This is a genomic window from Klebsiella indica (genome assembly GCF_005860775.1).
GTDB classification, from domain to species: domain Bacteria; phylum Pseudomonadota; class Gammaproteobacteria; order Enterobacterales; family Enterobacteriaceae; genus Klebsiella; species Klebsiella indica.
In genome coordinates this window covers 1-18,907 of the sequence record NZ_VCHQ01000010.1, presented here as the reverse complement: position 1 = coordinate 18,907, position 18,907 = coordinate 1, and the positions used below count along the sequence as shown (strand labels likewise).

The window sequence follows — 18,907 nt, the reverse complement described above, 5'->3', positions numbered from 1 at the left end:
AGGTTTACCCGATCTTCGCCGCCAGAAAAATTCACATTTTATTTATATTTCGCGAACCAGCAGAGTCAACACTTCGTAGTGGGCGGTGTGAGGGAACATATCGAACAACTGAATACGCGCAATTTGATACCCGTCCAGTTGAGCGATATCTTTCGCCATCGTCCGGGCGTTACAACTGGAGTAGATAATATAAGCAGGCGCCATGCGGCTTAACCAGGCGCACAGCTCCTCGCCGATACCGCGTCGCGGTGGATTCACCAGCACCAGTTCGGGAACCTCCCCTTTGCCGGTGGCGAACTGCGTCGAATCAAGCGCCTGGAAATGCAGATTATGCAGCCCGAGTTCCGCTGCCGACTGCTTCGCACAGGCAATGGCCTCGGGAGCGATTTCAATGCCGGTCAGGCGCATTTGCGGCGTGGCGCAGTGCAGGCCAAAGCCTCCTACGCCGCAAAACAGATCCCACATATGCTTAACCGGCAGTTGGCGCACCCAGTCACGGGCGGTGGCATACAGCTGGCTGGCAACCACCGGGTTAGTCTGAAAGAAGCTTTGCGGACGGATCCACAGCGGCACGCCATTAAAATTTTCCGCCAGCGCCTGTTGGTCGGTCAGGAAGATCTCCTGCTCTCCCTCCATGATCGCCATATGTACCGGCTGAATATTGGCGGTGATCACTTTGAGCTGCGGCAGTTGCGCCCGCAGTTCCGGCAGGGCAGCGCGCAACTGGGCGAGTTTGCTCTCTGAACGCAGGACAAAACGCAGCATCATGCCGCCATCCCGCTGGCTTTCGCTAAGCAGAAGATATTTTAGCTCGCCGCGCCTGCGGGCGACGTTATAGGGCGTTAACCCGGCGCGGGCGATAAACGGCTTGAGGGCGGTAAACACCGGGGCGAAGCTCGCGGGGTATAACGGACAATCGGTGAGATCTTCCGCTGCGCCATCACGGTGCAGCATCCCAAGCAGCGGACGCTCAACGCTACCGCTAACCACCATTTTCGCTTTGTTGCGAAACCCGCTTTCCGGGCCGCAGACTGGCGCGCACCAGTGCGCTACCGGCGTATCCGCCAACAGCGTATGCAGGTCGGCCATTTTATCGGCAAGCTGTTGGGATACCGGCAGTTCCAGCCATTGACAGGAGCGACAACGGCCGGCGTCATAAAGTGCGCAGTGCATAACAAAACCTTCAAAAAAACAGGGGCGGGGATTGTATCACCGTTACTGTAAGCGGAAAAAGCGTCGGCACGGCGCAGGAATAAACAGAAGCGCCAGCATCAACAGCTCCGGTGATTTTTGCAGTATCAGAGAACGCAATATTTCGCGCTTCGATTCTCCGGCGATGCTAAACAACTCGGGGTAACCGTAGCCCAGCGATGCCGCCCACAGGTAGCCGATCACCATAACCTGGGTGAACAGATAGATCCAACGCGCCCGGTTGCTCCCTTTCACCAGCGAAAATGCGCACCAGAGCTCAACAAACACCAGCACCAGGCTCGAGAAGAAAACCAGCGTCAACGCCCATGTCTGTACGCTGCGATGGACAAATTCAACGATGCCCTCAACACCTAGCTGATTGAAGATCATCAGTAAATCCACACCACGGATCAGAATAATGGCGAAAGCGACCACCTGCACCAGCACAGGTACGTTAAGACGAGCATGAGATGCTCGCGTTTTAGTAAACAATCCCAACGTAAAGTCTTCCATGAAAACGGCGCCGCAAAGACGGCGCCGATGTTAACTCTACTGCAGATTTTAGGCGGTTCAGCCGCGTCTTGCACGCTGGATATCGCGCACCCGCTGTTTTTCCGCGCGGGCCATCACATACCAGGCGATAAAACCAACAACACCGACGACACCAAGGATGATGGTCGCCAGGGCGTTAATCTCCGGATTGACCCCCATACGTACGCTGGAAAAAACCAGCATCGGCAAGGTTGTCGCCCCCGGCCCGGAAACAAAGCTGGCAATCACCAGGTCGTCCAGCGACAAGGTAAACGCCAGCAGCCAGCCGGAAATCACCGCTGGCATAATCATCGGCAGCGTAATAACGAAAAAAACCTTCAGGGGCGCGGCGCCCAGATCCATCGCCGCCTCTTCAATAGAACGATCCAGTTCGCGCAGACGCGATGAAATCACCACCGCGACGTAAGCGGTGCAGAAGGTGACATGCGCCAGCCAGATGGTGAGCATTCCGCGTTCAGAGGGCCAGCCGATGGCGTGCCCCAGTGAAACAAACAGCAGCAGCAACGACAGGCCGGTGATCACATCGGGCATCACCAGCGGCGCGGTGATCATAAAAGCAAAGCCGTTGGAACCCCGGAAGCGGCCAAAACGCACCATCATCACGGCGGCAATGGTACCGAGGATCACCGCCGCGGTGGCGGCGCACGCGGCAATCGTCAGGCTTAAACCAACCGCGCTGATCATCGCGTCATCATGGAACAGTTCGTAATACCAGCGCGTCGACCACCCGGCCCATACCGTCACCAGCTTTGAACTGTTAAATGAGTAAATGACCAGCATCAGCATCGGCGCATACAGAAAGGTAAAACCAAGCACCAGAATTAAAATTCGCCACGGCGAACGCACTACCGGCAAATGATTCATCCATGTTCTCCCATCTGCTTTTGCTGATGTTTGTGGAACCACATGATCGGTACGATCAGCAGCAATAGCATCACTATCGCCACCGCAGACGCTACCGGCCAGTCGCGGTTGTTAAAGAACTCCTGCCACAGCACGCGGCCAATCATAATGCTGTCCGGCCCACCCAACAGTTCCGGGATAACAAACTCCCCGACCGCCGGAATAAATACCAGCATCGACCCGGCGATAATGCCGCCTTTGGTCAGCGGCACAATCACCTGGAAGAAGGTTTTCAGCGGTCGGGCCCCCAGATCGAGAGACGCCTCGACCAGGGAGTAATCGATGCGGCTGAGCGCGGTATAAATTGGCAGCACCATAAACGGCAGATAGGCGTACACAATCCCGATATAGACCGCCAGATTGGTATGCAGGATCTCCAGCGGCTGATCGATAACCCCCAGCCACAGGAGGAAATTATTCAGCACACCGTTACTTTTCAGTAACCCCATCCAGGCATACACGCGGATCAGAAACGACGTCCACGATGGCAGGATAACCAGCAGCAGCAGGATATTGCGCGTTGACGGCTTACTGTGCGCCACCGCCCATGCCAGCGGGTAGCCCAGCAGTAAACAGCAGAACGTCGAGATCCCCGCCACCTGCAGCGACTGCAGATACGCTTCAAAATAGAGCGGATCGTCGGTGAGCTGCAGGAAATTACCGAGATTTAGCGTCAGCGTCAGTTGACCATCCGCCCACTCCAGAAGATCGGTATACGGTGGGATCGCCCGCGCCATCTCCGCGAGGCTGATTTTAAAAACAATCAGGAACGGCAGCAGGAACAGCAGAATCAACCACACGTAGGGAAGCGCGATAACCAGCTTGCGCCCATGGGCCATCTGCAGACGCGCCAGCCACAGCGCGAAACCGCCCGGTTTTTTCACACCTGACGGGGGTTCTAATGTACTCATCACCCTCTCCTTACACCGTCAGCACGACGCAGCTATCCGCATCCCAGCACAAGCGGACCTCATCCCCCCAGGTCGGCGCCCCTTTACGATAACGATGTTCATTCTGCAACTGCGCGCTGATCATCTGCCCGCTTTTCAGGCGAACATGATAGATAGACAGGTCGCCAAGATAGGCAATATGGATAACCTCGCCCAGCGCAAAGTTGTAGCCATCGGCGGGCGGCGCTTCACAGAGCATGATTTTCTCCGGACGCAGGGCGACCCACACCGGTACGTTATCGACCACGGCAGCGTCCGGATCCACCTTCAACGGATGCGTCAGCCCCGGCGAATCCAGCACCAGACCATCGTCCTGACGTTCTTTCACCAGACCTTCAAAGACATTGACCGAACCGATAAACTCCGCGCTGTAGCGGGTAGTCGGGTGCTCATAAATTTCCTCCGGCTCGCCGATTTGCACAAACTTGCCGCGATTCATAATGGCAATACGCCCTGCCATCGTCATCGCCTCCTCCTGATCGTGGGTAACCATCACGCAGGTCACGCCGACACGCTCAAGAATATCGACCACTTCCAGTTGCATCCGATCGCGCAGCTTTTTATCCAGCGCCCCCATCGGCTCATCAAGTAACAGCAGCTTCGGCCTTTTCGCCAGACTGCGGGCCAGCGCCACCCGTTGACGCTGGCCGCCGGAGAGCTGATGCGGCTTACGCTTCGCGAACTCCTGCATATGCACCAGCGCCAGCATCTCCTGCACTCTGCTGGTGATTTCGGCTTTCGGCAGCCTGTCCTGTTTAAGCCCAAAAGCGATATTTTGCTCTACCGTCATATGAGGAAACAGCGCGTAGGATTGAAACATCATGTTGATGGGACGCTGATATGGCGGCACCCGTGCCAGATCCACGCCATCCAGCACAATCTGCCCGGCAGTCGGCTGCTCAAATCCCGCCAGCATGCGCAGCAGGGTTGATTTACCGCAGCCGGACGCGCCCAGCAGGGCAAAAATTTCGCCTTTATAAATGGTAAGACTGACATCATCGACGGCATGCTGCCCATCGAAAGACTTGGTTAAATTACGGATTTCCAGTAGCGGGGTCAGCGCTTTAGGGGCCTTCGCCTGCGGGCGAGGGATTGCGTCATTCACGTGAGTGCTCTCCGGCAAAAATCAAAACCACGGCATGGCCCGGTTGCCATACAAAGTCCTTGTTGCTTGTTAGTGCAGTTGCACCATTTAGGGGCGCGCACTCGTCGGGTGCACGGTAATGTTCCCGCTGAGTTGATCCTTTTAGGCCCGGCGAACCGGGCCCTCCAGTCTTATTTTCCGCTTTTTACTTTCGTCCAGGCGCGAGTACGCACCCGGTCGATTTTCGGATCCTGAACTTTTAGCGTAAACAGCTTAGCGAAGACGTCCGCCGGTGGATAAATTGCCGGATTGTCGCGAATCTCTTTACTGACCAGCGGAAGCGAGGCCTTGTTACCGTTGGCATAATAGACGTGATCGCTGATATGAGCGATAACATCCGGGCGCATCAGATAATTGAGGAACTGATAAGCCTCATCTTTATTTTTTGCATCCGCAGGCATCGCGAAAACATCAAAGAACGCCAGCGCCCCCTCTTTCGGAATAAAGTAGGTGACGTTGACCCCGTTCTTCGCTTCTTTCGCCCGGTTCGCCGCCTGCCACACATCGCCCGCCCAGCCGATAGCAACGCAGATGTCGCCGTTGGCCAGGTCGTTAATGTACTGTGAGGAGTGGAAATAGCGGATATTCGGACGCAGCTTCAGCAACAGGTCAGTCGCCGGGCCTGTGTAGTCGCTGGCTTTACTGCTGTTAGGATCTTTACCGAGGTAGTTCAGCACGGTGGCGAAAATCTCTTCCGGTGCATCAAGGAACGAAACGCCGCAGCTTTTCAGTTTTTCCAGATTTTCCGGTTTCAGCACCAGATCCCAGCTGTCCAGAGGCGCATCTTTGCCCAGTACGGCTTTAACTTTATCGATGTTGTAGCCAATCCCGGTGGTCGCCCACAGGTACGGCATTGCGTATTTATTACCCGGATCATGCTTGGCCACCAGCTTCAGCACATCAGGATCGAGGTTCTTCCAGTTGGGGAGTTTACTTTTGTCCAGAGGCTGAAAAACGCCTGCCGCCAGTTGACGCTCAAGGAAACTCGCCGACGGCACCACCAGATCAAAACCGGTGCTGCCCGCCATTAATTTGCCCTCCAGCACTTCATTGGAGTCAAAAACGTCATACACCACTTTAATACCGGTCTCTTTTTCAAAATTTGCCACCGTATCCGGCGCAATATAATCAGACCAGTTATAAACATGCAGTGTTTTTTGTTCCGCTGCGAGCGAACCGGCCGAGACGGCCATCAGCGCGCCCGTCACCAGGCCTGTTAACCATTTTTTACCAAAGGCGGTCATATTTATTATTCCTTCTCAATGCCCGTTAGCCAACGGACTTAATATACGCACGTGTCCACATGCAATAATCATGCATGTTTTTATTGCCTAAGAAAAAGAAGAGAGGTTCTCTCCCGGGATGGTTGCCCGCAACGGGAAGCAGCGTCAGAATAACTGTAGCCAGAATAAGAGGCTATAGCCCAGGTAAAAAAACGCCTTTTATCAATTTTTTATGCCATAACGGTCTACGTGATAAACCGAAACTGGCAAGATGGCGGTGAAAAATGCTTTAAAGAAAGGGAATTGGCAGAATAAAAATGGCTAATACGCAGCGGCTATGGCAGCGGCTGCGCTCTATTTCCCGGGGCTTAGTGAAGAAAATGGTACTGAATATTTTCAGTCACCGGTTCGTCTTCCTCACTCTTATACAGCATCTGATTCGCGCTGGCTTCGAGAATAACCATCGAAATTTGCTCCTCACTCTGGCGGAAAAACCAGGCAAACTGATTGAGCGTGACGCCAACACCGACGCTCAACGCCTGGCACACAACCAGTTTAGGCAGATTATCATCCTGAATATCGAGGAAAGCTTTCACGGTTAACGAGCTGGCGTTAATCGCTGAAAGATCGGCAGAGAGCGGCAGTAGCGCGGAGGGTTTAACCTCAGCCAGCGCAGAAAACAGTACCACATTGTCAACCAGGTCAAGTTTGGCATCAAAAATGCCTTCGAAATTTTGCATATGCGGCAGGTGCAATGCCTGGCAGGAATCACACTCAAAAAAGCTGATGCCCAATTCGTCGAGCCATTGACGTAACGTATCAAGACCCGGAACGACCAGTGAATCCATATGACCTGTGACCTCTTACAGTTGAAAATGCGACGCCATAGCTTACGCAAAAAATGCGCCATATACCACGACAGCGTCGAGAAAGGGGATTATCCCCCCATTTTAAGACAAAATCCGGGCCTGGCCTGACGTTCGATCCAGGCGATCATTTTCCCCGCGATATCCACTCCCGTGGTGGTTTCCACCCCCTCCAGACCAGGAGAGGCATTAACCTCCATCACCAGCGGGCCGCGCGTCGCGCGCAGAATATCGACGCCCGCAACATCCAGACCCAATGTTTGCGTCGCTTTAATGGCCATCTCGCGCTCCTGTTCGCTAATGCTCGCCACCGTGGCCTGACCGCCGCGATGCAGATTGGAGCGAAAATCCCCCTCCTTCGCCCGCCGCTCAATCGCCGCCACCACATCATTCCCCACCACCAGACAGCGCACATCCCGGCCTTTCGCCTCAGCGATATACTCCTGCACCAGAATATGTGCGTTCAGGCCGCGAAAAGCATCAATGACGCTCTCTGCCGCCTGACGCGTTTCGGCCAGCACCACGCCGATCCCCTGCGTCCCTTCCACGAGCTTAACCACCAGCGGCGCGCCGCCCACCATCGCGATCAGATCGCTGGTATCGTCCGGCGAATGGGCAATTCCGGTAAGCGGCAGGTCAATCCCCTGACGCGCCAGCAGCTGGAGCGAACGCAGCTTATCCCGCGCACGAGTAATGGCGACCGATTCATTTAACGGATAACTGCCCAGCAGCTCAAACTGGCGCAGCGCGGCAGTGCCGTAATAAGTGATCGCCGAACCGATACGCGGGATAACCGCATCAAAATGCGGGAGCTGGCGTCCTTTGTAGTGAATTGATGACGCTACCGGACTGACGTTCATATAGCAGGAAAGTGGATCGAGGATTTCCACTTTGTGACCACGTTTTTGCGCGGCTTCGCGCAGGCGACGACATGAATAAAGCGTCCCGTCCCGGGATAATATGGCTATTTTCACCCTGCACCTCTGCAAAAAGACCCGCGCTGGCGGGCCCTGGTAGCAAACAACATTATCAATTAGCGCTGACCTGGCGCTATTTCCTTGTGTCAGACGGGACGCAGTTTACACGTAATCAACGCGTCGCCCATCCCTGCTTATGCAGATATTGCAGAATAAACGGACGGCTCTCTTTCACGATAGTCCGGCGGATATGCTCGCTCCAGGTATCGCGACGCGTATTGCTTCCGCGTGAAAGATAATATTGCGCCATCTGCTCGTCATATTCCGCGAGAGCGCTCTCGTCCAGCGGCTGATAGTGATTTTCATGTACCAGCATCGTCGGCGGCATACGCGGTTTCACATCCGGATTATCGGCGGGCCAGCCAAGGCACAGACCAAACAACGGCAGCACATGCAGCGGAAGCGCCAGCAGTTGGCTCACCGCGTCGATATTGTTACGCAATCCGCCGATATAGACCCCGCCTAACCCCAGGGATTCCGCGGCCACCAGCGCATTCTGCGCCAGCATCGCCGTATCGACGCACCCCAGTAGCAGTTGTTCCGCCCGCCCCAGTTGGGCATCCGGACAGATTTGCAGATGGCGATTAAAATCAGCGCAAAAGACCCAAAATTCCGCGGCCTGCGCCACGTGCTGCTGGCCACCGCTCATCGGCACCAGTTGTTGGCGCATCTCAGGATCGGTGATGCGAATAATTGAGGTACATTGTAAAAAACTGGAACTGGATGCGCTCTGCGCGCTGGCAATAATCGCCGCGCGTTGTTCGTCGCTGATCGGCGCGTCGGTAAAATGGCGAATGGAACGGTGGCTACATAGCAGCTCAATGGTTGGCGTCATCTCGTTTTTCTCTGTCAGGCAATGATGAAGGTGTATTTTTCGTTTGCGTCAACTGCGGAGCGATAATTTTCGCCAGCCGCCACGTTAGCGCCACGGCAGCCGGAAGCATCAGCAAAACCCCGGCAAAAATCATCAACAGCGCCGCCGTTGGACTGGCGAGCGGCGCTGGCAGGCTGACGTATTGATTAAGCGAAAGCCAGGCCAGGGTCAACAGCGCTACGCCGATAATCTCAATGACCAGAACACGTTTTGGCAATAGTGCGGGCGATCGCATCATGCTCCTCCGATCCAGATAGTTCGCATTATCACGCGAATACGACGCGCCTGTCGGGCCAGTATAGCGGTTTCATCAGCAAAATATTTATCAAACATAAGCATAAGCCATCAAAGCAAAAGGCAGAACCTTCTTTCCCTCACCGGCATAACACGGCATGATACGCGCCATTCGCCATCAGGCAGAGAATAAAGGAGAGAGACTATGTTTACCGTCATTTTTGGCCGTCCCGGTTGCCCGTATTGCGTTCGCGCCAAAGAGCTGGCAGAAAAACTGAGCAATGAGCGCGATGATTTTAACTATCGTTACATTGATATTCACGCCGAAGGCATCAGCAAAGCCGATCTGGAAAAAACTGTGGGAAAACCGGTTGAAACGGTACCGCAGATTTTTGTCGACCAGAAACACATCGGCGGCTGCACCGATTTTGAAGCCTGGGCGAAGGAGAATCTCGGCCTGTTTGCCTGAGACTCACTCTTCTGACGAGTGCCTGCGTCTGGTACTCAGCCAGGCGCAAATAAACAAGAAACAGAGGGCGCCCAGCGCACACCAGAATACCGCGCTGAACAGCCACGCCAGTTCCTGCCAGACAGAGCGCTGAGTTACAAAGAAAAGCCGCATTACCGTCAGACAGACAGGAACAGCCAGTATCGCCCCGAGCAGCGGGTAAAGTACCCGCTGCCCTGGAGAGAGGCCGCTTGCCACCGCGCCGGGCAGTAAAAAAAACAGCAGCCCGAACTCCGGATTCCCGGTCGTCGGAAAGGCGCCTTTCATATAAAACAGCAATGACAAACAGACCACGATAAATAGAAAGAACCCGCAGATAATACCCGCCCAGGCACGCTCAGCTTTCACCACATCCTCCTGATTTTACCTCTAGCTAACGTCCACTTCGTCCAGTCAGATAAAGATTCTGGCAATTCCTGCCAATATAAGATCCTGTAGATGCAAAAACGATTGTGACTAGCCGCAGTCCCCAGGAAAGATTAAACTAGCGGCTATATTTTACTGGTTATAATTGGGATGCCAGAATAGCGTTCAGGACAACAAGAACACTGGATCAACCTTAGATAAAATAACCATTTTCTTCAATAGCTTACTAGTAAATGAGAAGTTGGCTTTCGTGAATATAAACGTCGCAGATTTGTTAAACGGGAATTACATCCTGTTACTGTTCGTTGTGCTTGCATTAGGTCTCTGCCTCGGGAAACTGCGTCTCGGGCCGGTACAACTTGGTAATTCTATTGGCGTTTTAGTCGTTTCCCTATTATTAGGCCAGCAGCATTTCACAATTAACACTGATGCCCTGAATCTCGGCTTTATGCTGTTTATTTTTTGTGTTGGCGTCGAAGCAGGCCCCAACTTTTTTTCTATTTTTTTTCGCGATGGCAAAAATTACCTGATGCTCGCGCTGGTCATGGTGGGCAGCGCCATGCTGATCGCCATGGGGCTGGGCAAGTTATTTGGCTGGGATATCGGTCTGACGGCCGGCATGCTGGCCGGCGCCATGACCTCAACGCCGGTGCTGGTTGGCGCCGGGGATACGCTACGCCACTTCGGCATGGCCCGCGACCAGCTTGCCGTCTCGCTCGATCATCTCAGCCTCGGCTATGCCCTGACCTATCTGATCGGCCTGGTGAGCCTGATCGTCGGCGCGCGCTATATGCCGAAATTGCAGCATCAGGATTTGCAAACCAGCGCCCAGCAAATCGCCCGTGAGCGTGGTCTTGATACCGACTCCCGGCGCAAGGTCTATCTGCCGGTGATCCGCGCCTATCGCGTCGGCCCGGAACTGGTGGCATGGGCTGATGGTAAAAATCTGCGCGAACTGGGTATTTACCGCCAGACCGGCTGCTATATCGAGCGTATTCGCCGTAACGGCATTCTGGCCAACCCGGACGGCGATGCGGTGCTGCAAATGGGCGATGATATTGCGCTGGTGGGCTATCCGGACGCCCATGCCCGTCTCGATCCCAGCTTTCGTAACGGCAAAGAGGTCTTCGACCGCGACCTGCTGGATATGCGTATCGTCACCGAAGAGATCGTGGTAAAAAACCACAACGCCGTCGGTCGTCGGCTGGCACAACTGAAACTTACCGATCACGGTTGCTTCTTAAACCGGGTTATTCGCAGCCAGATCGAAATGCCGATTGACGATAACGTGGTGCTCAATAAGGGCGATGTTTTACAGGTCAGCGGCGATGCCCGTCGCGTTAAAACCGTGGCGGACCGTATCGGCTTTATCTCCATTCACAGCCAGGTGACCGACCTGCTCGCCTTCTGCGCTTTCTTTATCGTTGGCCTGATGATCGGCATGATCACCTTCCAGTTCAGCTCATTTAGCTTCGGTATCGGGAATGCTGCCGGTCTGCTGTTTGCCGGGATTATGCTCGGCTTCCTGCGTGCTAACCACCCGACGTTCGGCTATATCCCTCAGGGCGCGCTGAATATGGTGAAAGAGTTCGGGCTAATGGTGTTTATGGCCGGGGTCGGCCTCAGCGCCGGTGCGGGGATTAACAACGGTCTTGGCGCCGTCGGCGGCCAGATGCTGGCAGCCGGGCTTATCGTCAGTCTGGTGCCGGTCGTGATCTGCTTCCTGTTCGGCGCGTATATTTTGCGAATGAACCGTGCGATGCTCTTCGGCGCAATGATGGGCGCCCGTACCTGCGCTCCGGCGATGGAAATCATCAGCGATACCGCACGCAGCAACATTCCCGCGCTGGGATACGCCGGAACCTATGCCATCGCTAACGTGCTGCTAACCCTGGCGGGTACGCTGATTGTCATCATCTGGCCTGGGTTGCGGTAAATTTTTCAGAAAAAAAACGCACATACGCAGAACTTTTTTTCACGGCATCAGTCATAAGTAGTGCCACTGCTTTTCTTTGATGTCCCCATTTTGTGGAGCCCATCAACCCCGCCAATTTGGTTCAAGGTTGATGGGTTTTTTGTTTTCTGCGCCCCGCTCACTCCCCCGCCAGTCTGCCCACCATCAGGCGAATCGCCTCTTTTGAAAGCGGCGCGCTGTCGGTCACAAAGTGCAGCGTCATCCCCTCGATAAAGGCATCCAGCCCGCGGGCCGTTGCCGGTTCAAACCACTGCTCCAGGGTTTTCTGACTCCGTAGCATCCAGTTCTGCATCACCGCTTTTAACGTTGGCTGGCTGCTGCAAAATGCATAAAGCTGGTACATCAATTTCATATTGCGCGCAGTGGTGACCTGAGCGCTGAAAATCATCCCGGCAATAGCGTCACATGCCTGCTCGCGGGTACTGACAGCGACAAAAAACTGCTGATACTGCGCCATCATCTGGTCAGTAAACAGACGGAACGCTTCTTCGACCAGTGCCTCAATACCGCTGAAATAGTACGTCAGCGAGCCCAAGGGCACACCGGCGCATGTGGCGATTTTCCGGTGGGTTACCGCATGGATGCCGTGGATAGCGATAGTGTCCAGCGTCGCCTGTAATATGCGCTCCCGGCGCTGCGGATCGTTCGGTCGACGGGCCATCAATTTTCCTCTTTCATGCAAATAAACGCTCAGTCACGCGGCGCGTTTAAAAAATTCCTCAGGGTAAATCAACACGCTACGGTCACGGAAAGACGGTCAGCGGTAAATCAGATTTATGTACAAATGTACACAAATTTGCTACTGTTGTCGCCATCTCTTTACTCACAGGCATTTACGGATGACAGCGCAAACCTCCCGTAGAGCCCTCCAGCTACGGCTGTGGGCGCTATTCACCTTCTTTTTTATTCCCGGATTGTTGATGGCCTCATGGGCAACCCGCACGCCGGCAATTCGCGATCGGCTTGCGCTCTCCACAGCAGAGATGGGCATTGTTCTCTTTGGCCTGTCAATAGGCTCCATGAGCGGCATTCTCTGCTCGGCGTGGCTGGTTAATCGATTTGGCACCCGTAAAGTCATTCGCGCCACGATGTCCTGCGCAGTGGCTGGAATGCTGGTGCTCAGCGCCGCGCTATGGGTCAACTCAGCCGTGCTGTTTGCGGCTGGCTTAGCCATCTTTGGCGCCAGCTTTGGTTCCGTCGAGGTGGCAATTAACGTCGAAGGCGCAGCCGTTGAACGTGAAATGAAGAAAACCGTCCTGCCAATGATGCATGGGTTCTATAGCTTTGGCACGCTGATTGGCGCCGGAATAGGTATGGCGGTGACGGGCTTCGGCCTGCCCGCCACGCTGCATATTCTGCTGGCGGCGCTGGCGGCTATCGCCCCTGTCGCTATCGCGATTCGCGCCATTCCTGATGGTACCGGCAAAAATGCCGCGGAAGCCGCACATCATGAAGGCAAAGGCATGCCGATATGGCGCGATATCCAGTTGCTGTTGATTGGCGTGATCGTGCTGGCGATGGCGTTTGCCGAAGGCTCCGCCAACGACTGGCTACCGCTGCTGATGGTTGACGGCCACGGCTTCAGCCCAACGTCCGGCTCCCTCATTTACGCGGGTTTCACCCTCGGGATGACCATCGGCCGTTTTACCGGCGGCTGGTTTATCGACCGCTACAGCCGGGTCGCGGTTGTCCGCGCCAGCGCCATCATGGGCGCGCTGGGCATTGGCCTGATTATTTTTGTCGATAGTCCGTGGATCGCCGGTCTCTCCGTATTGCTTTGGGGTCTCGGCGCGTCACTGGGTTTCCCGTTGACCATTTCCGCCGCCAGCGATACCGGCCCCAATGCGCCGAAGCGCGTCAGCGTGGTGGCGATTACCGGCTATCTCGCCTTTCTTGTCGGGCCGCCGCTGCTGGGTTTCCTCGGCGAACACTTCGGCCTGCGCAGCGCCATGATGGTGGTGCTGGCATTAGTGCTGATCGCGGCCATCGTCGCCCGGGCGGTGGCTAAGCCACAGCCTGAACCTGTTATCGAAAATGGTTAATCCGCCGCTGAGGGGACAATGCCTGTTGCGATGCCAACATCGCAACAGGTCAACAAGAGGATTACTGCGGCTCGCGAGAATTGCCCACACGCTTATCCTTCAGGAAATAAGCCGTCATCACCAGCCACAACGCTCCGCTCAGCAGATTTAACAGGCTGAATAGCCCGCTGCCGCCGAATTCCCAGGCGTGTTTGCTGACTTCGATCCCTACGGTAAAAATCAGCATCTGCAGCATACCCATTGCCGCCGACACCGTCCCCTTGCTCATGTCGCTGGCGAAGAGCGTCAGGCGCACCAGCCCGGCGTTCGCCAGACCAATACCGAAGGCATAAACGCTCAGCCCTGCGGTCATCCACAGATAAGCATGCGCCGAAACCACCGTCGCCGCCGCCGAAATCAGCAGCCCGGTGATAATCGGCCAGCCGCCGAGGATAATCAGCGAGCGCACCGTCTTGCGCGATGTCTGGCGCGCCAGAACCAGATTACCGGCAATCAACGCGCCGAAAATCGGCACCTGCAACAGGCCATACTCGTAGCTGGTCGCCTGCTCACCGCTGATAATAATCACCGGCGATTGGGCGATCCATGCCAGCAGCGGCAGGCTGACAAAACCGGTCGCCAGCGCGCCAGCGACAAAGCGTCGGTTTTTCAGCACGTCGCGATAATCACGCCCCAGCGCTTTTACCGATAGCTTTTCGCCCTGCCGTGTGGCGGTTTCCGGCATCGCGCGCTGTAGCCCGACGAACGCGATCGTCGCCAGCACGGCGAACAGGACAAACATCATTTCCCACGGCAGAAAGTGAACCCAGGCGGCGCCTACCAGCGGTCCGAGTAGCGGCGCAATCAGCGCGACGTTCGCCATCAGGGCGGTGATCTTGATGCAAACCGCCTCTTCAAAAGACTCCTGAATTGCCGCATAGCCGACCGCGCCGATGAAACAGAGGCTGATGCCCTGCAAAAAGCGCAATAGCGTGAACTGTTCAATCGTTTGTGCCAGCAGCGTCGCCAGACAGGTCGCAATAAACCATACGACGCCGGTCAGCATCACAGGACGACGGCCAATGCGATCCGAAAGCGGGCCCAGCAGCCACTGTAAGAACATACCGCCCGCCAGATAGGCAGTCATTGAGGTCGGCACCCACTCATTGCCAACGCCAAACGCGTCCACGACCGAGAGCATTCCCGGCTGGATCATGTCGTTGCCGATATAAGTGGAGAATTCATATAACACCAGGCACAGCGGAAAGAGCAGCGCCTGACGTCCGAGGCGTTTGCCCGCAAGCGAATAATTGTGCATGAAATCTCTTATTTAAATAAAACCGCGCAAAGTTTAATGAAAGTCGTGCCCGGGAGATAGCGAATTGTGAGTAGCAATGAAAACTTTTTCCTCCGGGATAACGATGTCCTCTGCAAAGAAAAATACCGCTGTGTATATTTCGTTTATGTTGCAATTAAATGACACGCTATATACTCCCTTCCTCGGTCTGTTGATGAAGCTTACTGGCCGGTTTATGCATAACAGTCTGACAATTAAGACAATACTGCTTTACCTTATCGATACCGTTTTTTAAGGTGAGCGGTTTGTTGCTAACGAATTAAAGAGCCTGGATGTATGCTGGAAAATATTAACTACGCGCTGTTTGCCTTACTTAATGCAACCCCTGCTTCCCCCTGGTGGGCAATTGAAACCGCGACGTTTATCGCCAAAGACCTGATTATTATTATGCCATTATGGGTATTCGGCTTATGGTTCTGGGAGCCAAATCAGCGCCAGTTGGTATGTAAGGTGATAATGGCGCTGGCCGTTAGCCTCACGCTTTCCTGGCTATTTGGCCTTCTTTTTCCCCATCAGCGTCCGTTTGCCGCCGGTATCGGCTATAACTTCCTGCATCATTCGCCGAATAATTCCTTCCCAAGCAATCACGGTACACTCGGCTTTACCTTCGCGCTGGCGTTTATGTTCTGGCATCGGCTGTGGTCAGGCGCATTGCTTATCGGCATGGCCTGCGCGATTGCCTGGTCCAGAGTTTATCTCGGTGTTCACTGGCCGATGGATATGCTGGGCGGGTTACTTACCGCGATGAGTGCCTGTCTGAGCGCCCAGTTATTGTGGCAAAGCGGGGGAAATACGTGTTACCCACATCTGCAACGGCTGTACCACCTGTTATTTTCGCTACCGATTCGTAAAGGCTGGGTACGCGGATAAGCGCCTTTCGGACCAGGCGGTACTTACGGACGGACCCAGCGCCTGCGCGTGACTAACCCTTTTCCGGCAGGTAAAATCGCCGCTGACGCCCTGTCTGTGCAGGGCGCTTTCAGCGTAGAGGGAATATGGAAACTCGTCGTGACGAACGTATCAGTCAGCTTATTCAGGCACTCAAGCGCAGTGATAAACTCCATCTGAAAGAGGCGGCAACCCTGCTTGGTGTGTCGGAAATGACCATTCGTCGCGATCTCAACGGCCACAATGGCCCGGTAGTTTTGCTCGGCGGTTATATCGTGCTGGAACCGCGCAGCGCGACGCACTACCTGCTGAGCGATCAGAAAACGCGACTGGTGGATGAAAAACGCCGCGCCGCCCGCCATGCGGCAAAGCTGCTTAAGGCCCATCAGATGGCTTTTTTCGACTGTGGGACAACCACACCGTGGATAATTGACGCCATTGACAACGCCCTGCCCTTTACCGGGGTATGCTATTCGCTCAACACCTTTCTTTCCTTGCAGGAAAAACCCCAGTGTCGGGCAATTTTATGCGGCGGCGAATTTCACGCCAGCAACGCAATTTTTAAACCACTGAGCCTGCAGGATACGCTAAGCCATCTTTGCCCGGATATCGCGTTCTATTCCGCCGCCGGTATCGACTGCGAGCAGGGAGCAACCTGCTTTAACCTCGAAGAGCTGCCGGTGAAACACTGGGCGATGAAAAACGCCCGCTATCACGTGCTGGTCGTCGATCACAGTAAATTCGCTAAAGTCCGGCCCGCGCGGATGGGGGATTTATCACAGTTTGACGTGATTGCCAGCGATGTTTGCCCGAATGACGATTTGCTCGCGCTGGCGAAAGAAAAACAGATTTCCCTGCTTTACTAATCGCTAACCGCGCCCCGCAGGGCGCGGCCTGCCTGTTACGAGAACCAGCCACCAAACCAGCCGTGCAGTTTCATCAGCACGAAATCAAGCATCCGGCTGAAAAAACCGCCTTCTTTTACCGCTTCCATCACAATCAGCGGCCGCTGCTCAATGGTCTTATCATTAAGTTTGAAGTCAATCGTGCCAACAACCTGCCCTTTAGCCAGCGGCGCTGTCAGCTGCGCGTCATTCAGCGTGTAGCTGGCCTTGAGGTTTTTCAACTGGCCTTTCGGCAACGTAATAGAACCGGCGTCGCCCGCCCCCAGTTTCGCTTCATTGCTGTCGCCGAACCAGACGCGCTGGGTAATAAAGGTCGCATCAGGTTTAATCGGCGTCACGGTCTCATAAAACCGGAAGCCCCAGGTCAACAGCTTTTCCGATTCATTAAAACGGATGCGGTCAGTTTTGGTTCCCAGTACCACGGCAATCAGGCGCATGCCGTTTTGCGTCGCCGAAGAGACCAGGTTATAACCTGCGCCAGCCGTTGTCCCGGTTTTCACGCCATCGACATTGAGGTTAGTACTCCACAGCAGACGATTGCGGTTCGGCTGACGGATTTTATTGAAGGTAAACTCTTTCACTTTGTTAATAGCATACTCTTCCGGAACATCATGAATCATCGCTTTGGTGAGTAACGCCATATCGCGGGCGGTACTGAACTGCCCCGGCGCATCAAGGCCGTGTACGGTCATAAACGTGGTGTTAGTCAGGCCCAGCTTCTTCGCATAGCCGTTCATCAGGCTGATAAACGCATCCTGGCTGCCTGCGACATAATCAGCAATCGCGATACAGGCGTCATTACCGGACTGAACGATCACGCCCTTATTAAGATCGTCCACCGACACCTGCATGCCCGGTTTGAGGAACATCACCGAAGAACCGCGCAGCGCCGGATTTCCTGTTGCCCACGCATCGCGTCCAATCGTCACCATATCGGTAGACTTAATCTTACCCGCCTTTAACGCCTGGCCGACAACGTAGCTGGTCATGATTTTAGTCAGACTTGCCGGGTCCAGTTTTTCATCGGCATTGCCTTCGCTGAGCACTTTTCCGCTGTCATAGTCCATCAGGATCCAGGCGCGGGCATCAATTGATGGGGCATCAGGGAGTTGTTCAGCAGCCTGTAGCGCAGGCGCAGCGAAAAATAAAAGCGCGCAGCCTGTCACCATGCCGCGAAGGGAAAATGCATCATGCTTCATAAGAGCCACCCAAGTATCCATTCCAAACAAAAATATGCCGCCACACTCTTCCGCGCCGCTGCGATCGGTGAGTACAGCGTACAAATGACCTTAAAGAAACAGCGAGTTGCTAAAGTTTACGCAATAATCTCGCCTGTTGCTGCAAACCGAGCAATTTTTTGATCATGATGGCTAATACGCAAAATAATTCAAGTTACCTTACAAAACGGCTATCCGTTTGAACGGCCTCGCCTCGCCAGGATGCGTCATACCGGAACGATACACATATCCGGCGCGTACAACCAGGACGCAGACAGTAATGCCGTTCACTTAAGCAAATCATCGGTGTTGTCTTTTTTTATTTGCCTGTGGCAATCGCATTATCGGTGGTTTAAACGAAAATCTGATTCGGTTGATTCACTTACTGATCTGATACTACGGGCTGAAATATAAAGGATATAACTTTTTTTATGATTTTCAGCCTCTGAAAAGCCCCTGACGAATAACGGACTCACCGCATGGGGGTTGGGCGCATCAAGGAAACCTGGCGAGAACGCAGGCGCGCATCCAGGACTGGCCGCCAGGACGGCGGCCAGAGGGCGGGTCGAGACAGGGACAAAATTGCCGGGAGCAATTTTGAACAGCGCTTGCGCTGGCCCTGGAAGGGCGAGTCCCAGGGATGGGACGAGTAGCGTCGAGTCCCGCCCGGTCCGCCAGATGAAGCCGGAGTGGAGCGGACCGCGCAGCGGCAGGTTTTCAGCGCAATGCCGGGGGTGCAGGGGGACGGGCGAAACG

The 18,907-nt window shown here is 54.7% G+C and carries 19 protein-coding genes; 5 read left to right on the top strand and 14 right to left on the bottom strand.

Annotation, left to right across the window (positions count from 1 at the left end; all coding sequences use genetic code 11):
- Positions 1-42: 42 nt before the first annotated feature.
- The 10 genes from rlmC to FE839_RS08560 all read right to left on the bottom strand — a co-directional run bounded on the left by rlmC (position 43) and on the right by FE839_RS08560 (position 8,915).
- Positions 43-1,173: a 23S rRNA (uracil(747)-C(5))-methyltransferase RlmC gene (gene rlmC, locus FE839_RS08605; RefSeq protein ID WP_138360420.1), complete on the bottom strand. Its 1,131-nt coding sequence runs from the start codon at positions 1,171-1,173 to the stop codon at positions 43-45.
- Positions 1,174-1,215: 42 nt separating this feature from the next.
- Complete coding sequence (locus FE839_RS08600) at positions 1,216-1,704, bottom strand: YbjO family protein (RefSeq protein WP_138360419.1); 489 nt, start codon at positions 1,702-1,704, stop codon at positions 1,216-1,218.
- Positions 1,705-1,761: 57 nt separating this feature from the next.
- Entirely contained in the window at positions 1,762-2,607 is an 846-nt protein-coding gene (potI, locus tag FE839_RS08595) for a putrescine ABC transporter permease PotI (protein WP_138360418.1), read from the bottom strand.
- Positions 2,604-3,557 (bottom strand): putrescine ABC transporter permease PotH, encoded by a 954-nt coding sequence (gene potH, locus FE839_RS08590; protein ID WP_138360417.1) that lies wholly within the window; start codon positions 3,555-3,557, stop codon positions 2,604-2,606. Before potH ends, potI begins: the two co-directional genes overlap by 4 nt.
- 10 nt (positions 3,558-3,567) lie before the next feature.
- Positions 3,568-4,701, bottom strand: coding sequence for a putrescine ABC transporter ATP-binding subunit PotG (gene potG, locus FE839_RS08585; RefSeq protein WP_138360416.1), 1,134 nt, complete (start codon positions 4,699-4,701; stop codon positions 3,568-3,570).
- A gap of 170 nt (positions 4,702-4,871) precedes the next feature.
- The gene (gene potF / locus FE839_RS08580) at positions 4,872-5,984 is read right to left on the bottom strand and encodes a spermidine/putrescine ABC transporter substrate-binding protein PotF (protein WP_138360415.1); all 1,113 of its coding nucleotides are present in this window, start codon (positions 5,982-5,984) and stop codon (positions 4,872-4,874) included.
- A 347-nt stretch (positions 5,985-6,331) separates the two neighbouring features.
- Complete coding sequence (locus FE839_RS08575) at positions 6,332-6,811, bottom strand: type III secretion system chaperone family protein (RefSeq protein WP_138360414.1); 480 nt, start codon at positions 6,809-6,811, stop codon at positions 6,332-6,334.
- Positions 6,812-6,900: 89 nt separating this feature from the next.
- Positions 6,901-7,803 (bottom strand): 30S ribosomal protein S6--L-glutamate ligase, encoded by a 903-nt coding sequence (gene rimK, locus FE839_RS08570; protein ID WP_138360413.1) that lies wholly within the window; start codon positions 7,801-7,803, stop codon positions 6,901-6,903.
- A gap of 115 nt (positions 7,804-7,918) precedes the next feature.
- Complete coding sequence (nfsA, locus tag FE839_RS08565; RefSeq protein WP_138360412.1) at positions 7,919-8,641, bottom strand: nitroreductase NfsA; 723 nt, start codon at positions 8,639-8,641, stop codon at positions 7,919-7,921.
- A complete protein-coding gene (locus tag FE839_RS08560; RefSeq protein WP_138360530.1) occupies positions 8,625-8,915 on the bottom strand; it encodes a YbjC family protein in 291 nt (96 codons plus the stop codon). Before FE839_RS08560 ends, nfsA begins: the two co-directional genes overlap by 17 nt.
- A 204-nt stretch (positions 8,916-9,119) precedes the next feature.
- Here FE839_RS08560 and FE839_RS08555 point away from each other — a divergent pair, with 204 nt between their 5' ends.
- The gene (locus tag FE839_RS08555) at positions 9,120-9,383 is read left to right on the top strand and encodes a GrxA family glutaredoxin (protein WP_004100567.1); all 264 of its coding nucleotides are present in this window, start codon (positions 9,120-9,122) and stop codon (positions 9,381-9,383) included.
- A 3-nt stretch (positions 9,384-9,386) separates the two neighbouring features.
- Here FE839_RS08555 and FE839_RS08550 read toward each other — a convergent pair whose 3' ends face one another.
- Positions 9,387-9,770 carry an inner membrane protein YbjM gene (locus FE839_RS08550; RefSeq protein ID WP_138360411.1) on the bottom strand — a complete coding sequence of 128 codons (384 nt, stop codon included), beginning with the start codon at positions 9,768-9,770 and terminating at the stop codon, positions 9,387-9,389.
- A 268-nt stretch (positions 9,771-10,038) separates the two neighbouring features.
- Between FE839_RS08550 and FE839_RS08545 the strand changes: the two genes are divergently transcribed.
- Positions 10,039-11,724: an aspartate:alanine antiporter gene (locus tag FE839_RS08545; protein ID WP_138360410.1), complete on the top strand. Its 1,686-nt coding sequence runs from the start codon at positions 10,039-10,041 to the stop codon at positions 11,722-11,724.
- Between the two features lie 157 nt (positions 11,725-11,881).
- Here FE839_RS08545 and FE839_RS08540 read toward each other — a convergent pair whose 3' ends face one another.
- On the bottom strand, positions 11,882-12,424 hold the full coding sequence (locus FE839_RS08540; RefSeq protein ID WP_138360409.1) for a TetR/AcrR family transcriptional regulator: 543 nt from the start codon (positions 12,422-12,424) through the stop codon (positions 11,882-11,884).
- A 178-nt stretch (positions 12,425-12,602) separates the two neighbouring features.
- On the opposite strand from FE839_RS08540, the gene FE839_RS08535 reads away from it, so the two are divergent.
- The gene (locus FE839_RS08535) at positions 12,603-13,805 is read left to right on the top strand and encodes an MFS transporter (RefSeq protein ID WP_138360408.1); all 1,203 of its coding nucleotides are present in this window, start codon (positions 12,603-12,605) and stop codon (positions 13,803-13,805) included.
- Between the two features lie 61 nt (positions 13,806-13,866).
- Here FE839_RS08535 and FE839_RS08530 read toward each other — a convergent pair whose 3' ends face one another.
- Positions 13,867-15,102 (bottom strand): MFS transporter, encoded by a 1,236-nt coding sequence (locus FE839_RS08530; RefSeq protein WP_138360407.1) that lies wholly within the window; start codon positions 15,100-15,102, stop codon positions 13,867-13,869.
- A 315-nt stretch (positions 15,103-15,417) separates the two neighbouring features.
- Here FE839_RS08530 and ybjG point away from each other — a divergent pair, with 315 nt between their 5' ends.
- Positions 15,418-16,011: an undecaprenyl-diphosphate phosphatase gene (ybjG, locus tag FE839_RS08525; RefSeq protein ID WP_138360406.1), complete on the top strand. Its 594-nt coding sequence runs from the start codon at positions 15,418-15,420 to the stop codon at positions 16,009-16,011.
- A 125-nt stretch (positions 16,012-16,136) separates the two neighbouring features.
- Positions 16,137-16,895, top strand: coding sequence for a DNA-binding transcriptional repressor DeoR (gene deoR, locus FE839_RS08520; protein WP_138360405.1), 759 nt, complete (start codon positions 16,137-16,139; stop codon positions 16,893-16,895).
- Between the two features lie 35 nt (positions 16,896-16,930).
- On the opposite strand, the gene dacC is transcribed toward deoR, so the two are convergent.
- Entirely contained in the window at positions 16,931-18,133 is a 1,203-nt protein-coding gene (dacC, locus tag FE839_RS08515) for a serine-type D-Ala-D-Ala carboxypeptidase (protein ID WP_138360404.1), read from the bottom strand.
- Positions 18,134-18,907 lie beyond the last annotated feature (774 nt).